The following is a 22370-nucleotide window of genomic DNA, read 5'->3' on the forward strand; positions in this document are numbered from 1 at the left end:
GCGGGAATCTAGCAAAATATTTATAATTGTCATTGCGAGGAGGCGTTGTTGTGTGGATCAATTTCACCTCTGTCATCCCGTGGTTTGACACCGAGTGCTTTACCGGTTCCTGCAACAATGCCTTGCGAGGAGCGTAGCGGCGTGGCAATCTCTCTTAAATTGCATGAGATTGTTTCGTCGGCATAAATGCCTTCTCGCAATGACGTGGATAGGTAGTATTGGATTCCTGCTGCCGCAGGAATGACATACTTGTGAGCGCCATGTAAAAATGCCTAAATACAAATATATTGTAAAAGTAGTACTATCAATTTATAATAATCAACAAATTTATTAGTGTGCTTTAATCATGTTTATTCAAACTGAAGATACTCCCAATCCGGATGCCATAACATTTTTCCTAGGGCAGGCAATAAGTAGTGATCAGCCGGTATTTTTTAGTGAGCTTGCTGAAGTAAAAGGAAGAAGCAAACTTGCAGAATCATTATTTTATATTAATAATGTAAAATCGGTGTTTTTCGGTAGTGATTTTATAACAGTAACTAAACAAGCTGAAGGTAATTGGCAAGTTATAAAGCCTGAAATTTTAATGGTTATTATGGATCATTTTGTTTCAGGCTTTCCTGTATTTGAAGACAACACCAAAGCAGATAATGTAAATCATAACCTTGATGGGCTTTCGGAAATAGAGAAGCAAATCGTAGAGATTATTGAAACTAGGGTGCGTCCATCTGTTGCACAAGACGGCGGCGATATAATATATAAAGGCTTTGAAAACGGTGTAGTTAAATTAGCACTTCGTGGTGCATGCCTTGGATGTCCTAGTTCCACCATCACCTTAAAAAACGGCATTGAGTCCATGCTTAAACATTTTGTACCGGAAGTGCAAGAAGTTGAAGCTGTAGAGGAAGATTCTGAGTAATTTAGTATGCTAACTGTGTTAGTCTTCGTCATTGCAAGAAGAAACTGCAAGTTTCGACTAAGCAATCTAGTAAAAATTTCTGATTTACAGAATTTTTGATTATTTTTTCTGGTTCTTCCTTTGCAGAATTGATTGTATCATTTTGATGCCAAATAACGTAATGTAGTTCAACATCTTTTGGAGCATATACTACGATAGGTAGTTTGCTATTATAGCTTCAAAATGTTTCATCGCCTAAAAATACACTAACCGTTTGTATGGTTGCTTTTACATTTGGGTATGCCATCATTGTACTAGTAGGGTGATCGCTAACTTGATCGATTATATAATAATTATATCCCCATCTTTCTAAAGTTTTTGTTTCCAGCTTACTACCAAACCAAACACGATTACAATCTTGCATTGCATTTTTTGTTGCTTGCAATTCTACTTTTAGCTTTTCTTCATTGGACTCTGTAGGTAAATGAATTACATAAACACTTTTGATTTTCAAGTGGTGTAGGATAGGGTGCAATATCTTTTAACCGCTTATCGGTATTGGCTAATAAATCAGTATTTAAAAAACATGATAAAATAGTATAATTTTATTTGGCATATGATTATTTTTTTAATTAGAATCCATTATCTCGCCTAGAGGAGTTATATAAAAAGCATTTATTTTACCATAAAGCCTGCACTATAGTCAACATCACCATTTTCGTTTATTTTTGTACTTAAAAATAATATAGAATTTTCAAATTTATTTTCTTTTAATATAGGCTGATTATTTCAACTAAAAACTTTCATGGCAAGCCTTTCATTATTAGGTAATCTAAAATATATTTCTGATCCGTTATTGGATTCAAAAAAATTACATTTATTATAAGCACCTAATAATAATAAATTATTTAATATATCTATAGTAACTTGTTCTTCAAGGGTTATAATCTTAGGAAATAATATGTAATTATTGTGATTATTTTGTATATTTGAAATAAGAATACTTTGAGAGTTATATTGTTGTTTTTCCAAATATATTTTTGCAAAATTATTTTGTTTTAATTCTGTAAAGGTTAGTTCAGCCTTATATTTTTGTTTGTCACTAGAAAAGTTAGGTAGCGTTTCTATTAAATGAAAATCAAGGGAGGTTGCGCTAAATCTTGTATTCAGCATATTATTTTGATTTAATTCGGTAAAATCTAATGCGGCATAGTATGTTGCTCCGTCAATGTCTAAACTATATACAGGCTTATCTTCCAATATCTCTTCAAATAAATCTTCCCATAGCTCGTGTAACTCTTGTAAAAAATTTTGAACATGTTCTTTAGTTTTACAAACATCAATTTGATTTGCAAAGCTTTTTGCTATAAAAAACTTTAAATCTTTTTGATCCGATAAAGATAAATCATGAATGTAACATTTAAATGTTTTATCTACATAATTTATTAGTGATGCAGTATCTGCAGGAAAATTTTTAGTTATTTCTAATAATTCTTTTTTTATGCTGTTCTGAAATTATATTCATTTTCTAATCTAATCGCGTTTCTTTCTTAAAAAAGCCGGTATGTCATGAATATCAGACTCTTTATTATCTTGATCTAGAGTACTAACAACAACGTTTTTGCGTTCTAAAGTTTGATTATTTGAAGCACGCAGCGAACCCCATATTTTTCCTAAAAATGATGGTTTGGGTGAGTCATCTTCAGATTTGTTGAAAGTATTGGCATGTAACCCTAGCTCTTTTGCATTTCCGATAAAATTTTGATTTATTGGAGAGTCGGTAATTTCAATATTTTCGGTACTGTAGCTGTTAAAATCAGGCATTTCTTCTATTTGTGTAGGTTGTGCTATAGCTTTATTATAAGTTTCCTCAGGAACTATATTGGTAGTTTCAGCTATTGCGGGTTTATATGTCGGTACTTTATCGGCATCAATACCGGTAGCAACAACTGATACTCTGATCATTCCTTTTAATTCCGGATTAAATGTTGAACCGAAAATAATATTAGCATCAAGGTTGTCTACTTCTTCTCTAATTCTATTAGCAGCGTTGTCAACTTCAAATAAGGTCATGTCGGAACCGCCGGTAATATTGATTAATACACCTCTTGCACCGCACATTGAGCTATGATCTAGCAGTGGATTTGAAATTGCAGATTCTGCTGCTTTAATAGCTCTATCTTCGCCACTAGCTTCACCTGTACCCATCATTGCTTTACCCATTTCACTCATTACTGCTTTAATATCGGCAAAATCAAGATTAATAAGTCCCGGCATAATCATTAAATCCGTTACTCCTCTAACGCCTGCATGTAATACGTCATCTGCCATTTTGAAAGCATCGGCAAACGTCGTTTGTTCATTAGCAATACGGAATAGATTTTGGTTCGGTATTACAATTAAAGTATCAACGAATTGCTGTAATTCAATAAGTCCTTTATCGGCAGTTTTCATACGATGACCGCCTTCAAAATGGAAAGGTTTAGTTACTACCCCAACCGTAAGGATGCCTAGTTCTTTAGCAATGCGTGCAATAACCGGTGCAGAACCGGTACCTGTACCACCGCCCATACCTGCCGTAATAAATACCATATTGCTATTTTCTAGGTAATTACGAATTTCGCTTTCTGATTCTTGAGCAGCAAGTGCTCCAACCTCAGGAGAAGCTCCTGCCCCAAGACCTCTAGTCGTAGAAACACCGAGTTGTATTTTGTTAGTGCATAAAGAATGTTCAAGCGATTGTGCATCAGTATTAGCTACTACAAAATTAGCACCTTGCAGATTAGCACTAATCATATTATTTACTGCATTACTACCTGCACCTCCAACGCCAAAAACTGTAATGGTTGGTTTTAATACTATATTTTCAGGAGCTTTGATATTTAAAACCATGATACTATTTTATTTTATATAATTAATGTTTAAGTATAATAAAAGATTTAGAAATTTCCATAAACTTTTTATGAAAAATATGGATTATTGTATTATAAAATAGTGGAATGCCGTTATTATGACATGCTTTGATTAATGCTTTATCGTTAGTGGTCATAGGAAGTACTTCATGCATGGCAGTTAAGAAATAAGTTGTATCATATGTAGTAAGATTGTTGGCTCTTGCAGTTTAATTTCATGTATGGAAAAATTTAAATTTGATATATTAAGGGGGAGAGAGTTTAAAAAATCTATAATTTTAATAACCTCTACTGATTTTATTCTAGCACGTTTTTCTGCTATTAATATTACATTAGTTACTTCAAGTCTCCAAAGAGGCGGTACTATCACTCTAAACTTATAACAATAATCTAATGTAAAATCTGAATATTTATCACGTTCATCATAAAAGAATCATGAGACAGTTATGGAGCAATCGGCTATAAACGGTTTAGAATTCACCATTGTCTACCTTCATCTTTAAGCTCTTTAATTAGTATAAGGAGCTCTAATGTTTTGCCTTTGCGGAATTCTCTTATTTGCTCTACTATATTATCCATTTTAGGTTTTTGAGTTATAATTTTTGCAACCGGCGTATTATGCTTACAAATGGTAATTTGCTCTCCGTCTTGTACACGTTGTATTAGATCAGAAAAATGAGTTTTTGCTTCGAGTAGGTTAATTTGATTAGATAAATTTTGTTTCACATAGGTAATATAATAATAGACTAATTTAATATTATCCTATTTATAAGATTTTATACAGTAATATTAATAGTTTAAATTAAAATCTTTGTATCAAATCTAAGATTGACTAACCATTTTTTCAGGTACTACTATTTTATCAAATTTTGCTTCCGATAGAAGATTGAGTTTTTTAGCTGCTTCTTTTAAAGTGATCCCGTGCTTATGTGCTTCTTTAGCAATTTTTGCAGCATTATCATAGCCTATATGCGGATTAAGAGCTGTAACAAGCATTAGAGATTTATCACGTAAATCATTAATGCATGCTATATTGGGTTCTAATCCTTTAACACAGTGAGTAACAAAGCTATTTACGCTATCGGATAACAGCTCTATAGATTGTAGGATATTGTATATTATTACGGGTTTAAATACGTTAAGTTCAAGATGTCCGTTTGAGCCGGCAATAGTAACCGTAACATGATTCCCCATCACCTGACTGCACACCATTGTTAAAGCTTCGACTTGTGTAGGGTTTACTTTACCGGGCATAATAGAAGAACCAGGTTCATTTTCAGGTAAATGTAGCTCACCAAGACCGCATCTTGGACCGGAGCCGAGCAGTCTTATATCATTTGCTATTTTCATTAAGCTAACTGCTATAGTATTAAGCGTTCCTGAAAATTCTACTAGTGCGTCGTGAGCAGCTAGACTTTCAAATTTATTAGGAGCCGTCTTAAAGGGTTGTTTAGTAAACTCTGCCACTTTCTCAGCAAATTTTATATCAAAGCCTATTTTTGAGTTAATACCTGTACCGACTGCTGTGCCTCCTTGGGCAAGTAGATAAACTTTTTGTAGTGCATTTTCTATGCGTTCTAAAGCATACTCTATTTGTGTAATATATCCGGAGAATTCCTGTTTAAGAGTTAAAGGAGTTGCATCCTGCAAGTGGGTACGTCCTATTTTTATGATTTTATCCCAATCTTTTGACTTATCCTGCAAAGAGGTCAGTATATTATTCAAAGCTGGTATCAGTTGCTGTTTAGTTGCAAGTACGGTTGCTATATGCATAGCGGTTGGAAAAGAGTCGTTGGATGATTGTCCTTTATTAACATGATCGTTAGGATGTACCGGAGATTTGCCGCCTTTCTTGCCTGTTAATGCTTCGTTGGCAATAGAGGCAATAACCTCGTTCATATTCATGTTTGTTTGCGTTCCTGAACCTGTTTGCCAAACTACTAAAGGAAAATTATCCTCAAATTCGCCTTCTAAGATTCTATCCGTGGCTTTGTCTATACTTATAGCGATTTTAGCTTCTAAATCACCAAACTCATGATTAACCTGTGCTGCACATTTTTTTAAAATAGCAAGAGCACGAATTAAAATTTCAGGCATTTTTTGCTTGCCTATTTTAAAATTTTCTAAAGATCTTTGAGTTTGAGCCCCCCAATAAAATTTTTCTTCTATTTGAATTTCTCCAAAAGAATCACTTTCGGTTCTGTAATTTTTCATAAATTGTTAAATGTTATATAATTATCTATTTTTTGCATAAAATGATCACTTACTGCATTCAAGTCTAATTGCTGGGCTAATTTAGCAAAGCTATAATATAATTTGTCTGTTAAAGAAGCGTTTTTTAGATTCTTAGCAATAAATATTAATGTGCTTTCTATCATAAGATTACGATTAAAACTATAAAATTTTTGCCAATGTTCGTTATATTTAGGTTCGGAAGATGTTATATAATCGGAATATATAGGTTTAGTAAGTACTGTTTTACCTTGATATATATCAAATATAATATCATTAATTAATCTTTCATTCTTGAGGTTATTGATCACTTTATCAAAAAAATTGTTTAATATAGCTGTTGTTATCTCTTTTTCTGTAAGTGCATTTATAAATATGTCTAATTGTTTTTCAAAACTCTCGATAATTTGTTCATTTGGTTCCCTTTTCATTACTTTTCTCGCAAATTAATTGATATAATAAAAGTTTATGACTTTAACTTTAGTAGACTAAATATTTATATCGAAGTAAATAAAAAACAATATTTGATTTATTAAAAATATTATTTATGTAATGAATGAAAAATTATAGAAGCGGCATTTGATACATTAAGACTTTCTACTCTCTGAGAAATAGGGATTTTGGCTAAATAATCACATGTTGCTGCAACTAATCTTCGTATACCTTTATCTTCTGAGCCAAATACCAATACTATTTTGTCGGAAATTAATTTATCGGTAAAGTAGTCATTTGCAGAACCTGTTAGACCTATAATCCAAAAGCCGTGTTTTTTAAGATAATTCATACATGAGCGTAAGTTAGTAACTTTAATTATAGGTATTAATTCTAAAGTACCGCAAGCCGCTTTAGCAATGCTGCCGCTTTCATTTGGAGAATTATCTTGAGGTAATATTATAGCATTTATATCAAAAGCAGCGGCACTACGAATAATTGCGCCAATATTTTGTGTGTCTGTTATTTGATCAAGAATCGCAATTTTACATTTTGGATTTGTTATATCTATGTCCTCTAAATTGTAAGAAAAAATTGGTCTAATTTTTGCAGCTATTCCTTGATGTGTTTGGTTTTCCAGTAATTTAGATAAAATATCGTTATTAACAATTTCATAAGCTCTAGTACCTATTAATTTTTTATTTGTCTCAAAAATTTCCCTAGTGCATAAAATATTGTCAATTTGACGTTTTGGATTATTTAGAGCAGAAAATACAGGATGTTTCCCATACATATAATAACAATGTTTAGAATCAAGTTTTTTATTTTGCATCTTATTGAAAACCGTCAGTAATTTGTTCTTGACAGAAACTACTATTTAGTATAGAAAGTTACAACTAAATAAAGGTGTAAGTTGCTATTTGTTTATTTGATGATTCGGCAAGAAGTTTTATAAGTCCTAATACTAATTATATATTGTATTTTACAGTGAATTAGTCTATTTAATACAGTAAAGTTCTTTAGGAGGGGTGGCCGAGTGGTCAATGGCAGCAGACTGTAAATCTGCCCGCGTAAGCGTTCGAAGGTTCGAATCCTTCTCCCTCCACCACTTAAATGGTTCAGGGAAGCATATCATTTTATTTAAAAATAAAACATAATTGTGTATATATAAATCTGAATAAAATTGATATAGTACTGTTAACAAAATAACTTTGAAATTAGTTTATTAATAGTGCCACAATGCGGGTGTAGCTCAATGGTAGAGTTCCAGCCTTCCAAGCTGGCTGTGTGGGTTCGATTCCCATCACCCGCTCCAGAGATAGTGGTAACAAATAAATTTAGCAAAAAAATGCACTTATAAAAAAATAACTTGTATTAAACCTAAAAAATTGTAGAGAGTAATAATATGGCAAAAGCAAAATTTGAACGAACTAAACCGCACATTAATATAGGTACGATCGGTCACGTAGATCACGGTAAAACTTCCTTAACGGCAGCAATAACTATAGTACTTGCTAAGACAGGTGGAGCACAAGCTACAGCGTATGATCAAATTGATGCTGCTCCTGAAGAAAAAGAAAGAGGTATAACTATTTCTACTGCACACGTAGAATATGAGACTAAAAATAGACACTATGCACACGTAGATTGTCCGGGACACGCTGACTATGTAAAGAACATGATAACCGGTGCCGCTCAGATGGACGGTGCAATATTAGTAGTTTCTGCTGCTGATGGTCCTATGCCGCAAACTAGAGAGCATATATTACTAGCAAAACAGGTAGGTGTGCCTGCTATGGTAGTATTCTTAAATAAAATAGATATGGTGGATGATCCTGATCTATTAGAACTAGTAGAGATGGAAGTAAGGGAATTATTATCAAAATATGGTTTCCCGGGTGATGAAATACCTATTATTAAAGGTTCTGCACTTCAAGCTTTAGAAGGAAAGCCTGAAGGTGAAAAAGCTATTAATGAGCTAATGGATGCAGTAGATAGCTATATACCGCAGCCTGTAAGAGCTACGGATAAACCTTTCTTAATGCCAATAGAAGATGTATTCTCTATTTCAGGAAGAGGTACTGTTGTAACTGGTAGAGTAGAGTCAGGAATAATTAAGGTAGGTGAGGAAATTGAAATAGTCGGTCTAAAAGATACGCAAAAAACTACCTGTACCGGTGTAGAAATGTTCAGGAAATTACTTGATGAAGGGCAAGCCGGAGATAATGTTGGCATATTACTACGCGGTACAAAAAGAGAAGAAGTTGAAAGGGGACAAGTTCTCGCAAAACCTGGTAGCATAAAACCGCATGATAAGTTTGAAGCTGAAGTATATGTGCTTAGTAAAGAAGAAGGTGGACGTCATACCCCATTTACTAATGACTATCGTCCGCAGTTCTATTTTAGAACAACAGATGTTACCGGTACAATAAAATTGCCTGCTGATAAGCAGATGGTTATGCCTGGAGATAATGCTACTTTTACAGTGGAATTAATTAAACCGATTGCGATGCAGGAAGGGTTGAAATTCTCTATACGTGAAGGCGGTAGAACAGTGGGTGCCGGCGTAGTAACTAAAATAAATAATTAATTGATTTTATAAATACCTATTATTTTTTAATAATAGGTATTTATATTTTAAGATGTAATAGATATTTTTCCGAACCGGCTTATAGAGAAGAATTTGAAGGAGGTACGGAATGCAGAACCGCAGCGTATATAACGGACGTGAGGATTCGAGTGCCGGATCGACGTACAAATTACCTCTAGAAGTACAGTTTGGAAAGATGTCTAAAAAAATATCTTGCTGTTTAAATATTAGGTTTACTGAATGAAAAATAAAATCAAAATTCGTTTAAAATCATTTGATCACCGTAGTCTTGATCAAGCTACAAAAGAGATAGTTAGTGCTGTTAAAAGAACGTTTGCTAACATTAATGGCCCTATTCCTTTACCTAAAAAAATTGGAAGATTTACCGTAAATAGGTCTCCTCATGTACATAAGAAGTCAAGAGAGCAATTTGAAATTAGAAAGCATAAAAGATTATTAGTTATAGGTGATCCGAATCCGGCGGTTGTCGATGCTTTAAGTAAAGTTGATTTAGCAGCAGGTGTTGATGTAGTGATTGAATTAGAGAGTGGGGAATAAATGAGAACCGGTATAATTGCTCAAAAAATTGGGATGACTAGTGTTTTTAATGATAAAGGCGAAAGAATTTCTTTAACATTAGTAAAAGTTGATGATTGTCAAGTAGTAGGACATAAAACTCTAGAAAAACATGGATATAATGCTTTGGTTATAGGTGTAAAAGATAAAAAAATATCTAGAGTAACCAAACCTATGAGACAAGTTTTTGCTAATGCTAAAATATCTCCTAAAACTAAATTAAAAGAATTTAGAATTTCTGAAGAGAATTTTATTGATATAGCAGCAAGTCTAGAAGTAGACCATTTTACGGCAGGACAATTTGTGGATATAACGGCAACTACTATAGGTAAAGGATTTGCCGGTAGTATGAAAAGACATAATTTTAGAGGTCTTGAAGCTTCTCACGGTGTTTCGATATCCCATCGTTCGCATGGTTCTACAGGACAAAGACAAGATCCAGGAAAGGTTTTCAAAGGCAAAAAAATGGCCGGTCATATGGGATGTAACCAAGTTACTATTCAAAATTTGAAAATATTTGCCGTTGATAAAGAGCGTAAGCTTATTATGATTCAGGGTAGTATACCCGGTCACAAAAATTCGTATCTTTCAGTAAAAGATGCAATAAAAAAGATTTCAATAACTGTATAATAGATATTTAGACATGTTTGTTGAGGTTAAAGATTATCACGTTAACAAAACGCCATACAATATTATTTATATAAAAGTTTTATATAAGACTGTATAAGGTTAAAATAAAGATGAAAACTAAAATATTAAGTCTTGCTAATGAAGAAGTTGGTGAGATTAGCTTAAATGAAGATATATTTGCTGTTGAATTTATCAGAGATGATATAATAAAGCAGGTTATTGATTGGCAGAGAGCTAAGGCAATGTCTGGTAACCACAACACTAAAACAGTATCAGAAGTATTAGGAACCACAAAAAAACCGTTTAAGCAAAAAGGTACAGGTAATGCAAGACAAGGCTCCCTTAGATCGGTACAGATGCGTGGTGGTGGTGTAGCTCATGGACCTAGAGTACGTAGTCATGCAACGAAATTACCTAAAAAAGTACGAAAACTTGGTTTAATTCATGCTTTATCCGAGAAATGCGCTGAAGGAAAATTATTAGTCATAGATTCTTTAAAGCTAGATAAGCCTAAAACTTCTGCTCTTGTAAATATATTAAACAAATTTCAAGGGAAAAGTTTCTTTGTAATAGATGGAAATGAAGTAGATATGAATTTTTCTTTAGCTGCAAAAAATATTTATAATACTGTGATTGTTCCACAAATAGGAGCCAATGTTTATGATATAATACGACATGAATATGTCCTATTATCACAAGAAGCAGTGAGTGTTTTAGAAGAGAGGTTAAGATGAGTTCTTATAAATACTACGATTTAATTAGACAACCTATTATTACAGAAAAAACTACAACCCTTTCGGAACAAAATAAATACGCTTTTTATGTAGATAAATTTGCTAAAAAACTTACCCTTAAAAAGGCTATAGAAGAAATATTTAAAGTAAAAGTAAAAAAAGTGAATATTTTAAACGTTAAAGGTAAGAAGAAAAGATTTAAAGGAATTATAGGGACTCAAATCAATAGAAAGAAAGCTATTGTTACATTAGAAAAAGACCATAATATCGATTTTGCCGGAGGAATTAAATAAATGGCTTTAAAAAACTTTAATCCAATTACTCCTTCTCTTAGAGAGTTAGTTCAAGTTGATAAAACTAGTTTATGGAAAGGCAGACCTTTAAAATCTTTGACCAAAGGTATATCTAAAACCGGTGGACGAAATAATCAAGGTAGAATTACTTCTTGGCACAGAGGTGGAGGACACAAAAAATTATATCGTATTATTGATTTTAAAAGAAATAAAATTGATATTTCTGCTATTGTTGAAAGAATAGAGTATGATCCTAATAGAACTGCTTTTATTGCTTTAATAAAATATGAAGATGGAGAATATTCTTATATTCTAGCACCACAAAAGTTATCTGTAGGTGATAGAGTAATATCAAGTCAAGATGCTGATATAAAAATAGGAAATTGTTTACCTTTAAAATGCATTCCTATCGGTACTACTTTACATAATATTGAAATGAAAGTCGGTAAGGGCGGTCAAATTGCAAGGTCTGCAGGTACTTCAGTAGATCTAGTGGGTAAAGATTCAGGATATGCTCAGATTAAATTAAGATCAGGTGAATTTAGGTTAGTACCTTTAGATTGTAAAGCTACTATAGGTAGTATATCTAACCCGGATCAAAAAAATATTAATTTAGGCAAAGCCGGTAGAAATAGATGGCTAGGTTGGAGACCGCATGTTAGAGGTGTAGCAATGAATCCTGTAGATCACCCTCATGGTGGTGGTGAAGGTAAAACTTCAGGAGGTCGCCATCCTGTTACTCCTTGGGGATTCCCAACAAAGGGTAAGAAGACACGTAAAAATAAACGTACTTCAAAATTTATCGTAAAGAAAAGAAAATAGATTTTAAATTAATTAGGTATTAGTATGGCACGTTCAATATGGAAAGGGCCTTTTGTAGACGGTTATTTAATAAAGAAAGTTCAAAAATTAATGGAATCAGGTAAATCTGAAATGATTAAAACTTGGTCTAGAAGATCAACGATTTTACCTATTTTTGTAGGGTTTACCTTTTCTGTGCATAATGGAAATAAATTTATTCCGGTTTCTGTAAATGAAGAAATGGTTGGAAGAAAATTAGGTGAGTTTGCTCCTACTAGAACATTTCACGGTCATGGAGCAGATAAAAAAATCAAAAGAAAATAAAGATTTATATGGTACAGGAAAATAAAATTTTTGCTACGGCACAAGCTAAATCTATTAGAGTAAGTTCAAGGAAGCTCAATTTAGTTGCAGCCTTTATTAGAAATATGAAAGTATCTGAAGCATTGGTACAATTAACTTTTTCTCCTAAAAGAATTGCAAAAGTTGTAAAAGATTGTTTACAATCTGCTGTTGCAAATGCTGAAAATAATTTAGGTCTAGATATAGATAGATTGGTTATTACTAAGGCGACTGTAGGTAAGGCTTTAGTAATGAAAAGAGTTATGCCAAGAGCAAAAGGAAGAGCAACTAGAATAAATAAGTTTTTTAGTAATCTTTATATAACTGTTACAGAAAAAGAGGATAATTAAAATGGGGCAGAAAGTTTGTGCACATGGTTTTAGAGTTGGACCGACTTTAATTAAAGGTTGGGATTCCATATTATATGCAGAAAAACATTATAAAACTCTTTTTATACAAGATTTAAAAATTAGGGATTTAATAAATAAGGGTTTTAATCAAGCCCAAATTAGTAGAGTTTTAATTGAACGCCCTTCTAATAAAAGTATTATAATTAATATTAATGCCAAAAAACCAAATATCATTATCGGTAGAAACGGTAGTGAAATTGATAAGCTAAAAAAAGCTATCGAGAAAATGACTTCTTTAAAAGAAGTTTATATAAATATTCACGAAGTTCGAAAATTTAATATAGATGCTGCTATAGTAGCTCAAACTATAGCACTACAGCTTGAAAAAAGAGTTTCTTTTAGAAAAGCCATGAAAACAGCAATTCAGGCGTCATTTAAACAAGGTGGACAAGGTATCAGGGTTAGTTGTTCAGGACGACTTGGAGGTGCTGAAATTGCTAGAACCGAATGGTATATAGAAGGAAGAATGCCGTTACATACTTTAAGAGCTGATATTGATTATTCAACAGCTGAGGCTATAACTACTTATGGAGTTATAGGGGTTAAAGTGTGGATTTATAAAGGTGAATATACAGAAAATAAAAGATATAATTAATTTTAAGTATTAAAATGTTAGCTCCGAAAAAACAAAAATTTAGAAAAGCTCATAAGGGTAGGGTTGCTTCAACAGCAAAAGCAGGTATGACGCTTGCTTTTGGATCATTTGGTCTAAAATCTATAGATGGTTGGCGTGTTACTGCAAGACAAATAGAAGCAGGAAGAAAAGCTGCTACTAGATGTATGAAAAGGCAAGGAAGATTATGGATTCGCATTTTTCCGGATGTTCCCGTTTCTAAAAAGCCTGCCGAAGTAAGAATGGGTAAAGGTAAAGGTTCTCCTGAATTTTTTGCAGTTAGAGTTGCGCCTGGAAGAATTATGTTTGAAATTGAAGGGGTAGAAGAAAATGTTGCACTTAGAGCTTTGGAGCTTGCAAGTGCGAAATTACCTGTTAGAACAAGGATAGTGAGACGTTATGAATGATTTAAAATTATTAAGAAGTAAGTTATCTACTGAAACAATAGAAGAGCTTTATAAAAACCTTAATCTTTTAAAAAAAGAATTGTTTAATTTAAGATTTCAACAAGCTTTAGGTGATTTAAAAAATACTAGTAGGTTTTCGTTAGTCAAAAAGTCTATAGCATGTATTAAAACTGAATTAACAAAAAGAGCTAATAGTGAGGAATATTAAAATGCCGAAAAGAGTGTTACAAGGTGTGGTTATAAGTTCAAAAGCTGATAAGACGGTTACAGTAAAAGTAGAAAGAAAGTTTAAGCATCCTATTTATAAAAAATTTGTGAAAGTATCTAAAAAATATGCTGCTCATGATTCAGCAAATAAATATCAAGCAGGAGATAAAGTTAGTATAATTGAAAGTCGGCCTATCTCAAAAACCAAAACATGGGTAGTGGTAAATGGGGAATAAAGTTTTTTAATCTTTGACTTTATAAGGTAGAGTGTTTATTTTATTTCTCGTGTATAAAAAATTGGAAGTAGTTTATGATTCAAATGCAGAGCATCTTGGAAGTTGCAGATAATTCCGGTGCTAAAAAAGTTATGTGTATTAAAGTTTTAGGTGGCTCTCACCATATGGTGGCAAAGCTGGGTGATGTTATAGTTGTATCTGTTAAAGACGCTATACCCGGCGGTAAGGTTAAAAAGGGTGATGTTTATAAAGGCGTGATTGTTCGTACAAAGACTGGAGTAGTAAGACCTGACGGTAGTACAATAAAATTTGATCAAAACGCATTAGTGCTTTTGAATAAACAAGATGAACCTATCGGTACTAGAGTTTTTGGTCCTGTTACAAGAGAACTTAGAGCAAAACAATATGTTAGAATAATGTCGCTTGCAGAGGAAGTGTTATAAATGATTAAATTAAAAGTAAAAAAAGGTGATGAAGTTGTTGTTATTACCGGAAAGCACAAAGGAAAAAAAGGTAAAATATTAAAAGTTTTCCCGGAGGACAGTAAAGTAATTGTTTCTGGAGTAAATGTAGTAAAAAAGCATACTAAATCTAATCAAATGAGTGAAGGCGGGATAATAACTAAAGAATTACCTATACATATCTCAAATATTGCACACATCGATCCAAAAACCGGTCACCCTACCAAGGTAGCTTTTAAATTCTTAGAAGATGGTTCTAAGGTTAGAGTAGCAAAGAAATCAGGGGAAATTATTGGTAAGGAAGGTAAATAATGTTAAGATTTAAAGCATTATATCAGCAAAAAATTATTGAAAACTTACAAAAAAAATTTTCTTATAAAAATAAACACGAAATACCGCAAATTAAGAAAATTGTGATAAATATGGGAGTAGGGGAAGCAACAGCCGATTCCAAAGTAATTAATAATGCAGTAAATGATCTTACTTTGATTTCCGGTCAGAAGCCGGTTGTAACGTTAGCAAGAAAATCTATTGCAACTTTTAAGTTACGCAAAAATATGAAAATAGGTTGCAAGGTTACATTACGTAAAGATAGAATGTATGATTTTTTAGAGAGGTTAGTAATTGTTGCATTACCCCGTGTTAAAGAATTTCGCGGTTTTTCGTATAAAAGTTTTGATGGTAAAGGGAATTTTACTTTTGGGTTAAAAGAGCAGATAATTTTTCCTGAAATTAATTACGATAAAATCGATACAATAAGAGGTATGGATATTACAATCGTTACATCTGCTAAAACAGATCAAGAAAGTAAATTTTTGTTATCAGGGTTTAATTTACCTTTTTATAATTAATTTTTAGGATATATATAATGGCAAAAGTAAGTTCTATAAAAAAGAACGAAAGTAGGAAAAAAAAATCACAAAGTTTACATAATAAACGTTTAGCACTAAAAAGTAAAATTTATGATAAAAATATTTCATTAGAAGAGCGTTTTTCTTTGGTAATGTCACTTGCACAATTACCTAGAAATTCATCATCTACTAGAATAAGAAATAGATGTGAGCTTACAGGTAGACCAAGAGGTGTTACAAGAAAGTTTGGTATATCGAGGAATAAGCTTAGAGAATTAATAGGCAGAGGCTTAGTTCCCGGTGTAGTTAAGTCAAGTTGGTAAAAGTCGATAGGTGAATCATATGTCAATGACGGATAATGTAGCAGATATGTTAACTAGAATTAGAAATGCTTATAAAAGCAAATTGATAAATGTTTCTTTTCCTAGTTCTAAAATTAAAACTTCAATTTTAGATGTTTTGCAAAAAGAAGGTTATATAAAAGCTTATATAACTACTCAAAAAAATAATATTAGTTATACTGAGGTAGCTTTAAAATACTCTGTTAATGGCGATGCTTCTATATGCGAAATTCATAGAGTATCAAAGCCTGGAAAAAGAGTATATTCTGCTATTAAAGATTTGAAAGGATATTATAATAATATGGGTATATATATTCTTTCTACTCCTTACGGTGTTATGTCTGATAGAGAAGCTCATATTAAAAATGTTGGCGGCGAAGTAATTTGTAAAGTATTTTAAGGTAAAAAATGTCACGTGTTGGAAAATTGCCAATTACTATACCTGAAGGTATAAAAATTGGTTTAAATGATTTAGAAGTAAAAATATCCGGACCTAAAGGCAAATTATCAAAAACTTTTAAAGGTAATATAGCAATTTCATTGGCAGAAAATAAGCTTTTAGTAAAACCTTTAGCCGCAAATAAAAATGCACGTGCTATGTGGGGTACTGCAAGAAGCATAATATCAAATATGGTTACCGGCGTTAAAGAAGGTTTTAAGCTTAAACTCGAAATTAACGGAGTCGGTTACAGGGCGATGGTAAAAGGTAAATATTTAAATTTAATGCTTGCTAAAAGCCATAATACAAAAATTGAAATACCTTCAGATATTAAAATAGAGATGCCTAAGCAAAATATTATTATTCTTGAGGGAACAGATAAAGAAAAATTAGGACAATTTGCTTCAATTATTATAAAACAGAGACCACCTGAGCCTTATAAAGGAAAAGGAATTAAATTTGAAAATCAATTTATACCGCGTAAAGAAGGTAAGAAAAATTAAATTTAAGAGTTAAATATGCGTAGTGCTAAGCTAAAATTTGAAAAAAGAAGAAGTAGAATAAGACATAAAATATCTAAAACATCTAATAGAGTTAGATTATCAATATTTAAGTCAGGTAGACATATATATGCACAAATTATTGATGATTCTAAGTCTATAACGATTGCTGCTGCTTCAACTTTAGATGAGAAAATAAAAAAATTAAAAAAATCTCATTGTAATATTGAAAATGCTATCAAAGTAGGCGAAGAAATAGCAAAAAAAGCTGATTCTGCAGGGATAAAAGACGTAGTGTTTGATAGAGGCGGATATAAGTATCACGGTGTTGTAAAAGCGCTAGCTGATGCAGCTAGAGAGAAAATAAAATTTTAGGTTATAAGGTTGTAGTAATGTCTAAAGTTAAAAAAAATGACGAGACTTTAAGTGAAGTTTTAGTTGATGTAAATAGAGTTACAAAAGTAGTAAAAGGCGGTAGAAGCTTTGCTTTTTCTGCTTATGTAGTGGTCGGTGATAAAGCCGGCAGAGTCGGAGCGGGACACGGAAAAGCTAAAGAAGTAAATGAAGCTCGAGGCAAGGCAAAACAAGCCGCTAAAAAGAGAATGATGAAAGTACCGTTATATCAAAATAGGACTATTCACCATGACGTTGTCGGTAACAGTGGAGCTGCTAAAGTGATTTTAAGAAGAGCTAAAGCAGGTACAGGCATTATAGCCGGAGGATCTATGAGAGCAATTTTTGACTCTTTAGGCGTTCATGATATTGTTGCTAAATCAATAGGTTCAACGAATGTTTACGCAATGATTTCTGCAACATTTGATGCATTAAATAAACTTGCATCACCAAAATCTATTGCTATGAGAAGAGATAAAAAAGTAAATGAAATATCTATAAAATCTGCTGACATTCAAGTTAATGAATAATGTTGTATAAGTAAGGTGAAGTTATGAATAATAAGATCAATAATATAAAAATTACTCAAGTTCACAGTGCTATAGGTCGTAAGTATGATCAAAGGTTGATATTAGTTGGGCTTGGTTTAAACAAAATTAATAAGAGCGTTATTCTGGCAAATACTAATTCAATCAAGGGGATGGTTAACAAAGTAAAGCATTTGTTAAAAATAGAAAATATGTAATTAGAGTTTTTAAATGAAATTAAATGAATTATATAATAATATAGGTGCTAAAAAAAATAAGAAAAGAATAGCACGCGGTATTGGTAGTGGTAAAGGAAAAACCGGCGGTAGAGGAATTAAAGGTCAAAAATCTAGATCCGGTGTTGCAATAAAAGGTTTTGAAGGTGGTCAAACACCTATTATCAAAAGACTACCTAAAAGAGGGTTTAGTTGTATTTCAACTAAAAAATACAATATAATAAATATTTATAATATTGAAGAAGCATTAGCCGATGGGCGTTTAAGTGCTGATGATAATATTACGAAAGAAAAATTGGTAGAAGCCAGAGTAGTTAATAATAAAAATAATAAGAAATTAGTGAAATTATTATCTATTTGTAGTGATGATTTTGCTACTCCTCTATCATTAAAATTAGATGCTTATTCTTCTAAAGCTAAGGCTTTAATCGAGAAAGCAGGTGGAAAATTATTATAGTATATGGGGCAGAATTTTTCTAAAAAATCCGGTAATGATTTAGTTAGTCGCATTGTTTTTACTATTCTCATTCTTATAGTATGTAGATTGGGGTCTTTTATACCTATACCTGGTATAGATTCAATTGCTTTAAGTAGTGTGGCTGCAAAGAATCAATCCGGAATACTCGGAATCTTTAATATGCTATCCGGAGGATCGCTAGGTAGAATGTCCATTTTTGCTTTAGCAATTATGCCGTATATTACTGCCTCAATTATTATCCAATTAATGTCAGTTGCATATAAACCTTTGGAAAATTTAAAAAAAGAAGGGGAAGTCGGCAAAAGAAAAGTAAATCAGCTATCGAGATATTTAACGGTTCTGCTTGCTTCTTTTCAAGCTTATGGAGTTGCTATAAGTTTAGAGTCGATTGTAACAAATACTGGTCCTGTAGTAATCTTAGCGGGTTTTTTCTTTAGAGTTACAACCGTAATTACTTTAGTTGTAGGCACAATGCTACTAATGTGGTTAGGAGAACAAATTACACAACGCGGAATAGGTAATGGTACGTCTTTAATTATATGTATAGGTATAATTTCAGGAGTACCTAGTGCTATTATTAGTATGTTTGCATTATCAAGAAAAGGAGCATTATCGCCTTTAATAGCGATAGCTGTTTGTATTGGAGTAGTTGTATTAATAGCTATAATTATATTTTTTGAAAGAGCCCAAAGAAAATTATTGGTGCAGTATCCTAAAAGACAAGTAGGAAATAAAATTTATGGAGGCGAAGCAACCCATATGCCTCTCAAGTTAAATACTTCTGGTGTAATACCTCCAATATTTGCTAGTTCAATTTTACTATTTCCTGCTACGCTTGCTAATTTTTCTAATAGTAATTCAGAAACTATGGGCATGCTTACTTATTACTTAGGGCATGGAAAACCTGTATATATTTTATTATATGTAGCATTAATTATGTTTTTTAGTTTTTTTTATACTGCAATAGTATTTAATTCTGAAGAAACTGCTAATAATTTAAGAAAATACGGTGCTTATATTCCAGGTAAAAGACCAGGAAAAAATACGTCTGATTATTTTGATTATATACTTACAAGGCTTACGGTTATAGGTGGGATATATTTAAGTGTAATATGTGTAATTCCGGAGCTATTAATGAATAAATATGTAATCTCTCTTTCTTTAGGAGGTACGAGTTTTTTAATTGTAGTGAACGTGGTACTTGATACTATGACTCAGATTCAAACTTACTTATTTAGTAGTAAGTATGAAGGTTTAATGAAGAAAGTAAAATTAAAAAATTAAAAATGAGCTTAAATAGTGATAGTAATTTTTTTAGGTTCTCCAGGAGCGGGAAAGGGCACACAAGGAAAAAAGATAGCTAAAAAAATTGATTTACCACATATAGCAATCGGTGATATATTTAGAACAATTATTAAAACATCAACTAGTGAAGCAGAGTTAATTAATAATTATGTTAAGCAAGGGGAGCTTATCCCTAATGAAATAGTTAATCAAGTAATCAAAAATTTTTTATTATCCTCTGAATATAAAAACGGCTACATATTAGATGGATATCCGCGTAATTTAGAGCAAGCGAAATTTTTTGAATCATTTATTAAAGAAAAAATTAAAATAATATATTTTGATGTTTCAGATGAATTATTAATTAAAAGAATTTTAGGAAGATATAGTTGTAAAAATTGCGGTAAAATATATAATAGATACTTCTTGCAGCCTAAAACTGATAATGTATGTGATGTTTGCGGTTCAAGTACATTTGATTATAGAAAAGACGATAATGAAGAAGTAATAAAAAAAAGAATTGAAGTATATAAAACAGAAACATATCCGTTAATAGATTATTATAAAAATAGTGGTAATTTTTATATAGTTAATGGAGGTAAAAGTGAACAAGAAATAGAAATTGATATACAGAAAATACTAAAAATAAATTGACTTTATCAAAGATTTTTATATTATTTTTTAGTTACCAGTAAAATTTTGGAGATTATTTGTGGCAAGAATTGCAAGTGTTAATATTCCTGATAATAAACGTTTAGTTGTGAGTTTAACTTACATTTACGGTCTTGGGCCTACTATGGCAGCAGAGATCTGTAATAAAGCAAAAATATCGAAAGATAAAAAAGTGAAAGAACTGACAGATCAAGAGTTAATAGGCTTACGTAATATTATTGGAAGTGAATATAAAGTTGAGGGTGATTTAAGACGAGAAGTTACGCTTAATATTAAGAAAAAGAAAGATATAAGATGTTATCAAGGACTTAGACATATACGTAAGTTGCCGGTGAGAGGACAGAACACGCATTCTAATGCTCGAACTAGAAAAGGTAAAGCTATTGCGATAGCCGGAAAGAAAAAAGCTGTAAAATAATAGTTTAAGTATAGAGTATAAATAATGAATCAGACGGTTAAAGTTAAGAAAAAGAAAAAAACTATCACTCTTGGTGTTGTGCATATCCGAGCATCATTTAATAATACTATAGTAACATTTACTGATATCCAAGGTAATACTATTGCTTCTGCATCGGCAGGAGGTAATGGGTTTAAAGGGGCAAGAAAAGCAACACCTTATGCAGCTCAAGTAACAATTGATAGAGCATCAGAAAAAGCAAAAGAATATGGTCTAAAAACTATTTCTATTAGGATTGGAGGACCGGGGGCTCAGCGTGAATCAGCAATGAGAGCTTTATTCGGACAAAATTTTGTGGTTACATCAATTTTAGATGTATCGTCAATTGCTCATAATGGAGTAAGACCGCCAAAAAGAAGAAGAGTATAAGAGAATCATAGGTATTAAATGTTATCGTTAAGTAAAAATTGGAATACTTTAATAAAGCCGAATAAAGTTGCTTATGAAAATTTTCCAGAAACCAATAATAAAGCTAAAATTGTAGTTGAACCTTTAGAAAGAGGTTTTGGTTTAACACTCGGTAATGCTATGAGAAGAGTATTACTTTCTTCTTTACAAGGAGCAGCTATCACGTCTATAAAGATCCCTGCTATAGAACATGAATTTTCTTCTATACCCGGTGTAAAAGAAGATGTATCTGAAATGATTTTAAACATTAAAGGTATTGAAGTAAAAATGCATGTTGCAGAAAAACGTATCATGAAATTAAAAGCAACAGGACCTTGTGTTGTAACGGCCGGTATGATTGAAACAGGTCATGATGTAGAAATACTGAATCCGGATCATGTAATTTGTGATCTCGCTAAGGACAAGCAGCTTGAAATGGAATTAACTTGCAAGGTTGGTAAAGGGTATGTACTTAGCACAAATAGTTATGAGGATAATTTACCTATTGGTGAAATAGCTATAGATGCTTTATTTAATCCGGTAAAGAGTGTTACTTATAAGGTAGAAAATACTAGGGTAGGTCAGGTTACTGATTATGATAAATTAATTATGTTTGTAGAAACTAACGGTGATGTATTACCTGAAATGGCTGTAGGTTTAGCTGCACGTATTTTACAGGAGCAATTACAATTATTTATTTCTTTTGAAGAACAGGCAGAAGATAAGCAAGTTAAAACTAATGCTTTACCATTTTCACCTTATTTACTTAAGAGAGTGGATGAATTGGAATTATCGGTTAGATCGGCAAACTGTTTGAAAAATGATAATATAATATATATAGGGGATCTAGTAAAAAGAACGGAATCCGATATGCTAAGAACTCCAAATTTCGGTAGAAAATCTTTAAATGAGATTAAAGAAATATTGGCAAAATTTAATTTAAGATTCGGTATGGATGTACCGGATTGGCCACCGGAAAATATTCAGGAATTATCTAAACGTTATGAAGATTCTTATAATTAAGGACTAAA

At 32.0% G+C, this 22370-nt stretch carries 35 protein-coding genes, 2 tRNA genes and 3 pseudogenes; 32 read left to right on the top strand and 8 right to left on the bottom strand.

Going from position 1 to position 22370, the window contains the following annotated elements:
* The first annotated feature begins 48 nt into the window (after positions 1-48).
* Positions 49-186 (top strand): hypothetical protein, encoded by a 138-nt coding sequence (locus ABVF33_RS01290; protein WP_499705950.1) that lies wholly within the window; start codon positions 49-51, stop codon positions 184-186.
* Between the two features lie 160 nt (positions 187-346).
* Positions 347-919 (top strand): NifU family protein, encoded by a 573-nt coding sequence (locus ABVF33_RS01295; protein WP_499705951.1) that lies wholly within the window; start codon positions 347-349, stop codon positions 917-919.
* A 28-nt stretch (positions 920-947) separates the two neighbouring features.
* Here ABVF33_RS01295 and ABVF33_RS01300 read toward each other — a convergent pair.
* From ABVF33_RS01300 to rlmB, 8 genes and pseudogenes are all read right to left on the bottom strand, one after another.
* Positions 948-1433, bottom strand: a pseudogene (locus ABVF33_RS01300) (ecotin family protein).
* 254 nt (positions 1434-1687) lie between these two features.
* On the bottom strand, positions 1688-2158 hold the full coding sequence (locus tag ABVF33_RS01305) for a hypothetical protein (RefSeq protein WP_499705952.1): 471 nt from the start codon (positions 2156-2158) through the stop codon (positions 1688-1690).
* A 273-nt stretch (positions 2159-2431) separates the two neighbouring features.
* A complete protein-coding gene (gene ftsZ / locus ABVF33_RS01310) occupies positions 2432-3790 on the bottom strand; it encodes a cell division protein FtsZ (RefSeq protein ID WP_499705953.1) in 1359 nt (452 codons plus the stop codon).
* A 180-nt stretch (positions 3791-3970) separates the two neighbouring features.
* A pseudogene (locus ABVF33_RS01315) lies at positions 3971-4294 on the bottom strand (type II toxin-antitoxin system VapC family toxin).
* A complete protein-coding gene (locus tag ABVF33_RS01320; protein WP_499705954.1) occupies positions 4288-4536 on the bottom strand; it encodes a type II toxin-antitoxin system Phd/YefM family antitoxin in 249 nt (82 codons plus the stop codon). The pseudogene ABVF33_RS01315 and the gene ABVF33_RS01320 overlap by 7 nt, the downstream one beginning before the upstream one ends.
* Positions 4537-4632: 96 nt before the next feature.
* Positions 4633-6024 carry a class II fumarate hydratase gene (gene fumC / locus ABVF33_RS01325; protein ID WP_499705955.1) on the bottom strand — a complete coding sequence of 464 codons (1392 nt, stop codon included), beginning with the start codon at positions 6022-6024 and terminating at the stop codon, positions 4633-4635.
* Entirely contained in the window at positions 6021-6473 is a 453-nt protein-coding gene (locus tag ABVF33_RS01330; protein ID WP_499705956.1) for a hypothetical protein, read from the bottom strand. The genes fumC and ABVF33_RS01330 overlap by 4 nt, the downstream gene beginning before the upstream one ends.
* Before the next feature lie 110 nt (positions 6474-6583).
* Positions 6584-7306, bottom strand: a complete 723-nt coding sequence (gene rlmB, locus ABVF33_RS01335; protein ID WP_499705957.1) for a 23S rRNA (guanosine(2251)-2'-O)-methyltransferase RlmB — start codon at positions 7304-7306, stop codon at positions 6584-6586.
* 190 nt (positions 7307-7496) lie between these two features.
* Here rlmB and ABVF33_RS01340 point away from each other — a divergent pair.
* The 30 genes and pseudogenes from ABVF33_RS01340 (at position 7497) to ABVF33_RS01485 (ending at position 22362) form a co-directional block, all read left to right on the top strand.
* A tRNA-Tyr gene (locus ABVF33_RS01340) sits at positions 7497-7582 on the top strand.
* Positions 7583-7715: 133 nt separating this feature from the next.
* Positions 7716-7789, top strand: a tRNA-Gly gene (locus ABVF33_RS01345).
* A 90-nt stretch (positions 7790-7879) separates the two neighbouring features.
* Positions 7880-9064, top strand: coding sequence for an elongation factor Tu (gene tuf / locus ABVF33_RS01350; RefSeq protein ID WP_499705958.1), 1185 nt, complete (start codon positions 7880-7882; stop codon positions 9062-9064).
* A 44-nt stretch (positions 9065-9108) separates the two neighbouring features.
* A pseudogene (locus tag ABVF33_RS01355) lies at positions 9109-9287 on the top strand (palindromic element RPE1 domain-containing protein); the annotation flags it as partial.
* 17 nt (positions 9288-9304) lie between these two features.
* The gene (gene rpsJ / locus ABVF33_RS01360) at positions 9305-9622 is read left to right on the top strand and encodes a 30S ribosomal protein S10 (protein ID WP_010977588.1); all 318 of its coding nucleotides are present in this window, start codon (positions 9305-9307) and stop codon (positions 9620-9622) included.
* Complete coding sequence (gene rplC, locus ABVF33_RS01365) at positions 9623-10270, top strand: 50S ribosomal protein L3 (protein WP_012151152.1); 648 nt, start codon at positions 9623-9625, stop codon at positions 10268-10270.
* A gap of 110 nt (positions 10271-10380) precedes the next feature.
* Entirely contained in the window at positions 10381-11004 is a 624-nt protein-coding gene (rplD, locus tag ABVF33_RS01370) for a 50S ribosomal protein L4 (RefSeq protein WP_499705959.1), read from the top strand.
* Positions 11001-11297 (top strand): 50S ribosomal protein L23, encoded by a 297-nt coding sequence (gene rplW / locus ABVF33_RS01375; RefSeq protein ID WP_499705960.1) that lies wholly within the window; start codon positions 11001-11003, stop codon positions 11295-11297. The genes rplD and rplW overlap by 4 nt, the downstream gene beginning before the upstream one ends.
* Positions 11298-12119 (top strand): 50S ribosomal protein L2, encoded by an 822-nt coding sequence (gene rplB, locus ABVF33_RS01380; RefSeq protein WP_499705961.1) that lies wholly within the window; start codon positions 11298-11300, stop codon positions 12117-12119.
* A gap of 24 nt (positions 12120-12143) precedes the next feature.
* Positions 12144-12422, top strand: coding sequence for a 30S ribosomal protein S19 (rpsS, locus tag ABVF33_RS01385; RefSeq protein WP_004997794.1), 279 nt, complete (start codon positions 12144-12146; stop codon positions 12420-12422).
* Between the two features lie 8 nt (positions 12423-12430).
* The gene (gene rplV / locus ABVF33_RS01390; protein ID WP_499705962.1) at positions 12431-12790 is read left to right on the top strand and encodes a 50S ribosomal protein L22; all 360 of its coding nucleotides are present in this window, start codon (positions 12431-12433) and stop codon (positions 12788-12790) included.
* A 1-nt stretch (position 12791) separates the two neighbouring features.
* Positions 12792-13445, top strand: a complete 654-nt coding sequence (gene rpsC, locus ABVF33_RS01395; protein WP_010977584.1) for a 30S ribosomal protein S3 — start codon at positions 12792-12794, stop codon at positions 13443-13445.
* 14 nt (positions 13446-13459) lie between these two features.
* A complete protein-coding gene (rplP, locus tag ABVF33_RS01400) occupies positions 13460-13870 on the top strand; it encodes a 50S ribosomal protein L16 (RefSeq protein WP_499705963.1) in 411 nt (136 codons plus the stop codon).
* Positions 13863-14078 (top strand): 50S ribosomal protein L29, encoded by a 216-nt coding sequence (rpmC, locus tag ABVF33_RS01405; protein ID WP_499705964.1) that lies wholly within the window; start codon positions 13863-13865, stop codon positions 14076-14078. The genes rplP and rpmC overlap by 8 nt, the downstream gene beginning before the upstream one ends.
* A gap of 1 nt (position 14079) precedes the next feature.
* The gene (gene rpsQ, locus ABVF33_RS01410; RefSeq protein ID WP_499705965.1) at positions 14080-14313 is read left to right on the top strand and encodes a 30S ribosomal protein S17; all 234 of its coding nucleotides are present in this window, start codon (positions 14080-14082) and stop codon (positions 14311-14313) included.
* Positions 14314-14387: 74 nt separating this feature from the next.
* On the top strand, positions 14388-14756 hold the full coding sequence (gene rplN / locus ABVF33_RS01415; RefSeq protein ID WP_499705966.1) for a 50S ribosomal protein L14: 369 nt from the start codon (positions 14388-14390) through the stop codon (positions 14754-14756).
* Positions 14757-15086 carry a 50S ribosomal protein L24 gene (gene rplX, locus ABVF33_RS01420; protein WP_499705967.1) on the top strand — a complete coding sequence of 110 codons (330 nt, stop codon included), beginning with the start codon at positions 14757-14759 and terminating at the stop codon, positions 15084-15086.
* Positions 15086-15625, top strand: a complete 540-nt coding sequence (gene rplE / locus ABVF33_RS01425; RefSeq protein WP_499705968.1) for a 50S ribosomal protein L5 — start codon at positions 15086-15088, stop codon at positions 15623-15625. Before rplX ends, rplE begins: the two co-directional genes overlap by 1 nt.
* A gap of 17 nt (positions 15626-15642) precedes the next feature.
* The gene (gene rpsN, locus ABVF33_RS01430; RefSeq protein ID WP_008580947.1) at positions 15643-15948 is read left to right on the top strand and encodes a 30S ribosomal protein S14; all 306 of its coding nucleotides are present in this window, start codon (positions 15643-15645) and stop codon (positions 15946-15948) included.
* A 19-nt stretch (positions 15949-15967) separates the two neighbouring features.
* Positions 15968-16366 (top strand): 30S ribosomal protein S8, encoded by a 399-nt coding sequence (rpsH, locus tag ABVF33_RS01435; protein ID WP_499705969.1) that lies wholly within the window; start codon positions 15968-15970, stop codon positions 16364-16366.
* Positions 16367-16374: 8 nt separating this feature from the next.
* Positions 16375-16908 (top strand): 50S ribosomal protein L6, encoded by a 534-nt coding sequence (gene rplF, locus ABVF33_RS01440; protein ID WP_499705970.1) that lies wholly within the window; start codon positions 16375-16377, stop codon positions 16906-16908.
* 15 nt (positions 16909-16923) lie between these two features.
* Entirely contained in the window at positions 16924-17280 is a 357-nt protein-coding gene (gene rplR, locus ABVF33_RS01445) for a 50S ribosomal protein L18 (protein WP_004997824.1), read from the top strand.
* A gap of 17 nt (positions 17281-17297) precedes the next feature.
* The gene (gene rpsE / locus ABVF33_RS01450; RefSeq protein ID WP_499705971.1) at positions 17298-17828 is read left to right on the top strand and encodes a 30S ribosomal protein S5; all 531 of its coding nucleotides are present in this window, start codon (positions 17298-17300) and stop codon (positions 17826-17828) included.
* 23 nt (positions 17829-17851) lie between these two features.
* A complete protein-coding gene (rpmD, locus tag ABVF33_RS01455) occupies positions 17852-18043 on the top strand; it encodes a 50S ribosomal protein L30 (protein WP_004997827.1) in 192 nt (63 codons plus the stop codon).
* Between the two features lie 13 nt (positions 18044-18056).
* Positions 18057-18518, top strand: a complete 462-nt coding sequence (gene rplO / locus ABVF33_RS01460; protein ID WP_499705972.1) for a 50S ribosomal protein L15 — start codon at positions 18057-18059, stop codon at positions 18516-18518.
* Positions 18519-18521: 3 nt separating this feature from the next.
* Positions 18522-19823: a preprotein translocase subunit SecY gene (gene secY, locus ABVF33_RS01465; protein ID WP_499705973.1), complete on the top strand. Its 1302-nt coding sequence runs from the start codon at positions 18522-18524 to the stop codon at positions 19821-19823.
* A gap of 15 nt (positions 19824-19838) precedes the next feature.
* Positions 19839-20477 (top strand): adenylate kinase, encoded by a 639-nt coding sequence (locus tag ABVF33_RS01470; protein ID WP_499705974.1) that lies wholly within the window; start codon positions 19839-19841, stop codon positions 20475-20477.
* A 58-nt stretch (positions 20478-20535) separates the two neighbouring features.
* Complete coding sequence (gene rpsM, locus ABVF33_RS01475) at positions 20536-20913, top strand: 30S ribosomal protein S13 (protein WP_499705975.1); 378 nt, start codon at positions 20536-20538, stop codon at positions 20911-20913.
* Between the two features lie 24 nt (positions 20914-20937).
* Positions 20938-21321: a 30S ribosomal protein S11 gene (gene rpsK, locus ABVF33_RS01480; protein WP_004997839.1), complete on the top strand. Its 384-nt coding sequence runs from the start codon at positions 20938-20940 to the stop codon at positions 21319-21321.
* A gap of 18 nt (positions 21322-21339) precedes the next feature.
* Complete coding sequence (locus tag ABVF33_RS01485) at positions 21340-22362, top strand: DNA-directed RNA polymerase subunit alpha (RefSeq protein WP_499705976.1); 1023 nt, start codon at positions 21340-21342, stop codon at positions 22360-22362.
* Positions 22363-22370 lie beyond the last annotated feature (8 nt).

It is taken from the genome of Candidatus Rickettsia barbarica (assembly GCF_041477405.1).
In the GTDB taxonomy this organism is placed as follows: domain Bacteria; phylum Pseudomonadota; class Alphaproteobacteria; order Rickettsiales; family Rickettsiaceae; genus Rickettsia; species Rickettsia rickettsii.

What these genes read in the sequence shown, in the direction of transcription:
- rplD (WP_499705959.1), top strand. Translation starts at nt 10,381, where the DNA reads ATGAAAACTAAAATATTAAGTCTTGCTAATGAAGAAGTTGGTGAGATT.
- tuf (WP_499705958.1), top strand. Translation starts at nt 7,880, where the DNA reads ATGGCAAAAGCAAAATTTGAACGAACTAAACCGCACATTAATATAGGT.
- rplC (WP_012151152.1), top strand. Translation starts at nt 9,623, where the DNA reads ATGAGAACCGGTATAATTGCTCAAAAAATTGGGATGACTAGTGTTTTT.
- rpsK (WP_004997839.1), top strand. Translation starts at nt 20,938, where the DNA reads ATGAATCAGACGGTTAAAGTTAAGAAAAAGAAAAAAACTATCACTCTT.
- ABVF33_RS01485 (WP_499705976.1), top strand. Translation starts at nt 21,340, where the DNA reads ATGTTATCGTTAAGTAAAAATTGGAATACTTTAATAAAGCCGAATAAA.
- rpsE (WP_499705971.1), top strand. Translation starts at nt 17,298, where the DNA reads ATGTCTAAAGTTAAAAAAAATGACGAGACTTTAAGTGAAGTTTTAGTT.
- rpmC (WP_499705964.1), top strand. Translation starts at nt 13,863, where the DNA reads ATGAATGATTTAAAATTATTAAGAAGTAAGTTATCTACTGAAACAATA.
- rplV (WP_499705962.1), top strand. Translation starts at nt 12,431, where the DNA reads ATGGTACAGGAAAATAAAATTTTTGCTACGGCACAAGCTAAATCTATT.
- rplF (WP_499705970.1), top strand. Translation starts at nt 16,375, where the DNA reads ATGTCACGTGTTGGAAAATTGCCAATTACTATACCTGAAGGTATAAAA.
- ftsZ (WP_499705953.1), bottom strand. Translation starts at nt 3,790, where the DNA reads ATGGTTTTAAATATCAAAGCTCCTGAAAATATAGTATTAAAACCAACC.
- rpsH (WP_499705969.1), top strand. Translation starts at nt 15,968, where the DNA reads ATGTCAATGACGGATAATGTAGCAGATATGTTAACTAGAATTAGAAAT.
- ABVF33_RS01330 (WP_499705956.1), bottom strand. Translation starts at nt 6,473, where the DNA reads ATGAAAAGGGAACCAAATGAACAAATTATCGAGAGTTTTGAAAAACAA.
- rplR (WP_004997824.1), top strand. Translation starts at nt 16,924, where the DNA reads ATGCGTAGTGCTAAGCTAAAATTTGAAAAAAGAAGAAGTAGAATAAGA.
- rpsN (WP_008580947.1), top strand. Translation starts at nt 15,643, where the DNA reads ATGGCAAAAGTAAGTTCTATAAAAAAGAACGAAAGTAGGAAAAAAAAA.
- ABVF33_RS01295 (WP_499705951.1), top strand. Translation starts at nt 347, where the DNA reads ATGTTTATTCAAACTGAAGATACTCCCAATCCGGATGCCATAACATTT.
- rplX (WP_499705967.1), top strand. Translation starts at nt 14,757, where the DNA reads ATGATTAAATTAAAAGTAAAAAAAGGTGATGAAGTTGTTGTTATTACC.
- rplW (WP_499705960.1), top strand. Translation starts at nt 11,001, where the DNA reads ATGAGTTCTTATAAATACTACGATTTAATTAGACAACCTATTATTACA.
- rpmD (WP_004997827.1), top strand. Translation starts at nt 17,852, where the DNA reads ATGAATAATAAGATCAATAATATAAAAATTACTCAAGTTCACAGTGCT.
- rpsS (WP_004997794.1), top strand. Translation starts at nt 12,144, where the DNA reads ATGGCACGTTCAATATGGAAAGGGCCTTTTGTAGACGGTTATTTAATA.
- rpsQ (WP_499705965.1), top strand. Translation starts at nt 14,080, where the DNA reads ATGCCGAAAAGAGTGTTACAAGGTGTGGTTATAAGTTCAAAAGCTGAT.
- rplP (WP_499705963.1), top strand. Translation starts at nt 13,460, where the DNA reads ATGTTAGCTCCGAAAAAACAAAAATTTAGAAAAGCTCATAAGGGTAGG.
- rplB (WP_499705961.1), top strand. Translation starts at nt 11,298, where the DNA reads ATGGCTTTAAAAAACTTTAATCCAATTACTCCTTCTCTTAGAGAGTTA.
- rplE (WP_499705968.1), top strand. Translation starts at nt 15,086, where the DNA reads ATGTTAAGATTTAAAGCATTATATCAGCAAAAAATTATTGAAAACTTA.
- rpsC (WP_010977584.1), top strand. Translation starts at nt 12,792, where the DNA reads ATGGGGCAGAAAGTTTGTGCACATGGTTTTAGAGTTGGACCGACTTTA.
- rlmB (WP_499705957.1), bottom strand. Translation starts at nt 7,306, where the DNA reads ATGCAAAATAAAAAACTTGATTCTAAACATTGTTATTATATGTATGGG.
- rplO (WP_499705972.1), top strand. Translation starts at nt 18,057, where the DNA reads ATGAAATTAAATGAATTATATAATAATATAGGTGCTAAAAAAAATAAG.
- fumC (WP_499705955.1), bottom strand. Translation starts at nt 6,024, where the DNA reads ATGAAAAATTACAGAACCGAAAGTGATTCTTTTGGAGAAATTCAAATA.
- rplN (WP_499705966.1), top strand. Translation starts at nt 14,388, where the DNA reads ATGATTCAAATGCAGAGCATCTTGGAAGTTGCAGATAATTCCGGTGCT.
- secY (WP_499705973.1), top strand. Translation starts at nt 18,522, where the DNA reads ATGGGGCAGAATTTTTCTAAAAAATCCGGTAATGATTTAGTTAGTCGC.
- rpsJ (WP_010977588.1), top strand. Translation starts at nt 9,305, where the DNA reads ATGAAAAATAAAATCAAAATTCGTTTAAAATCATTTGATCACCGTAGT.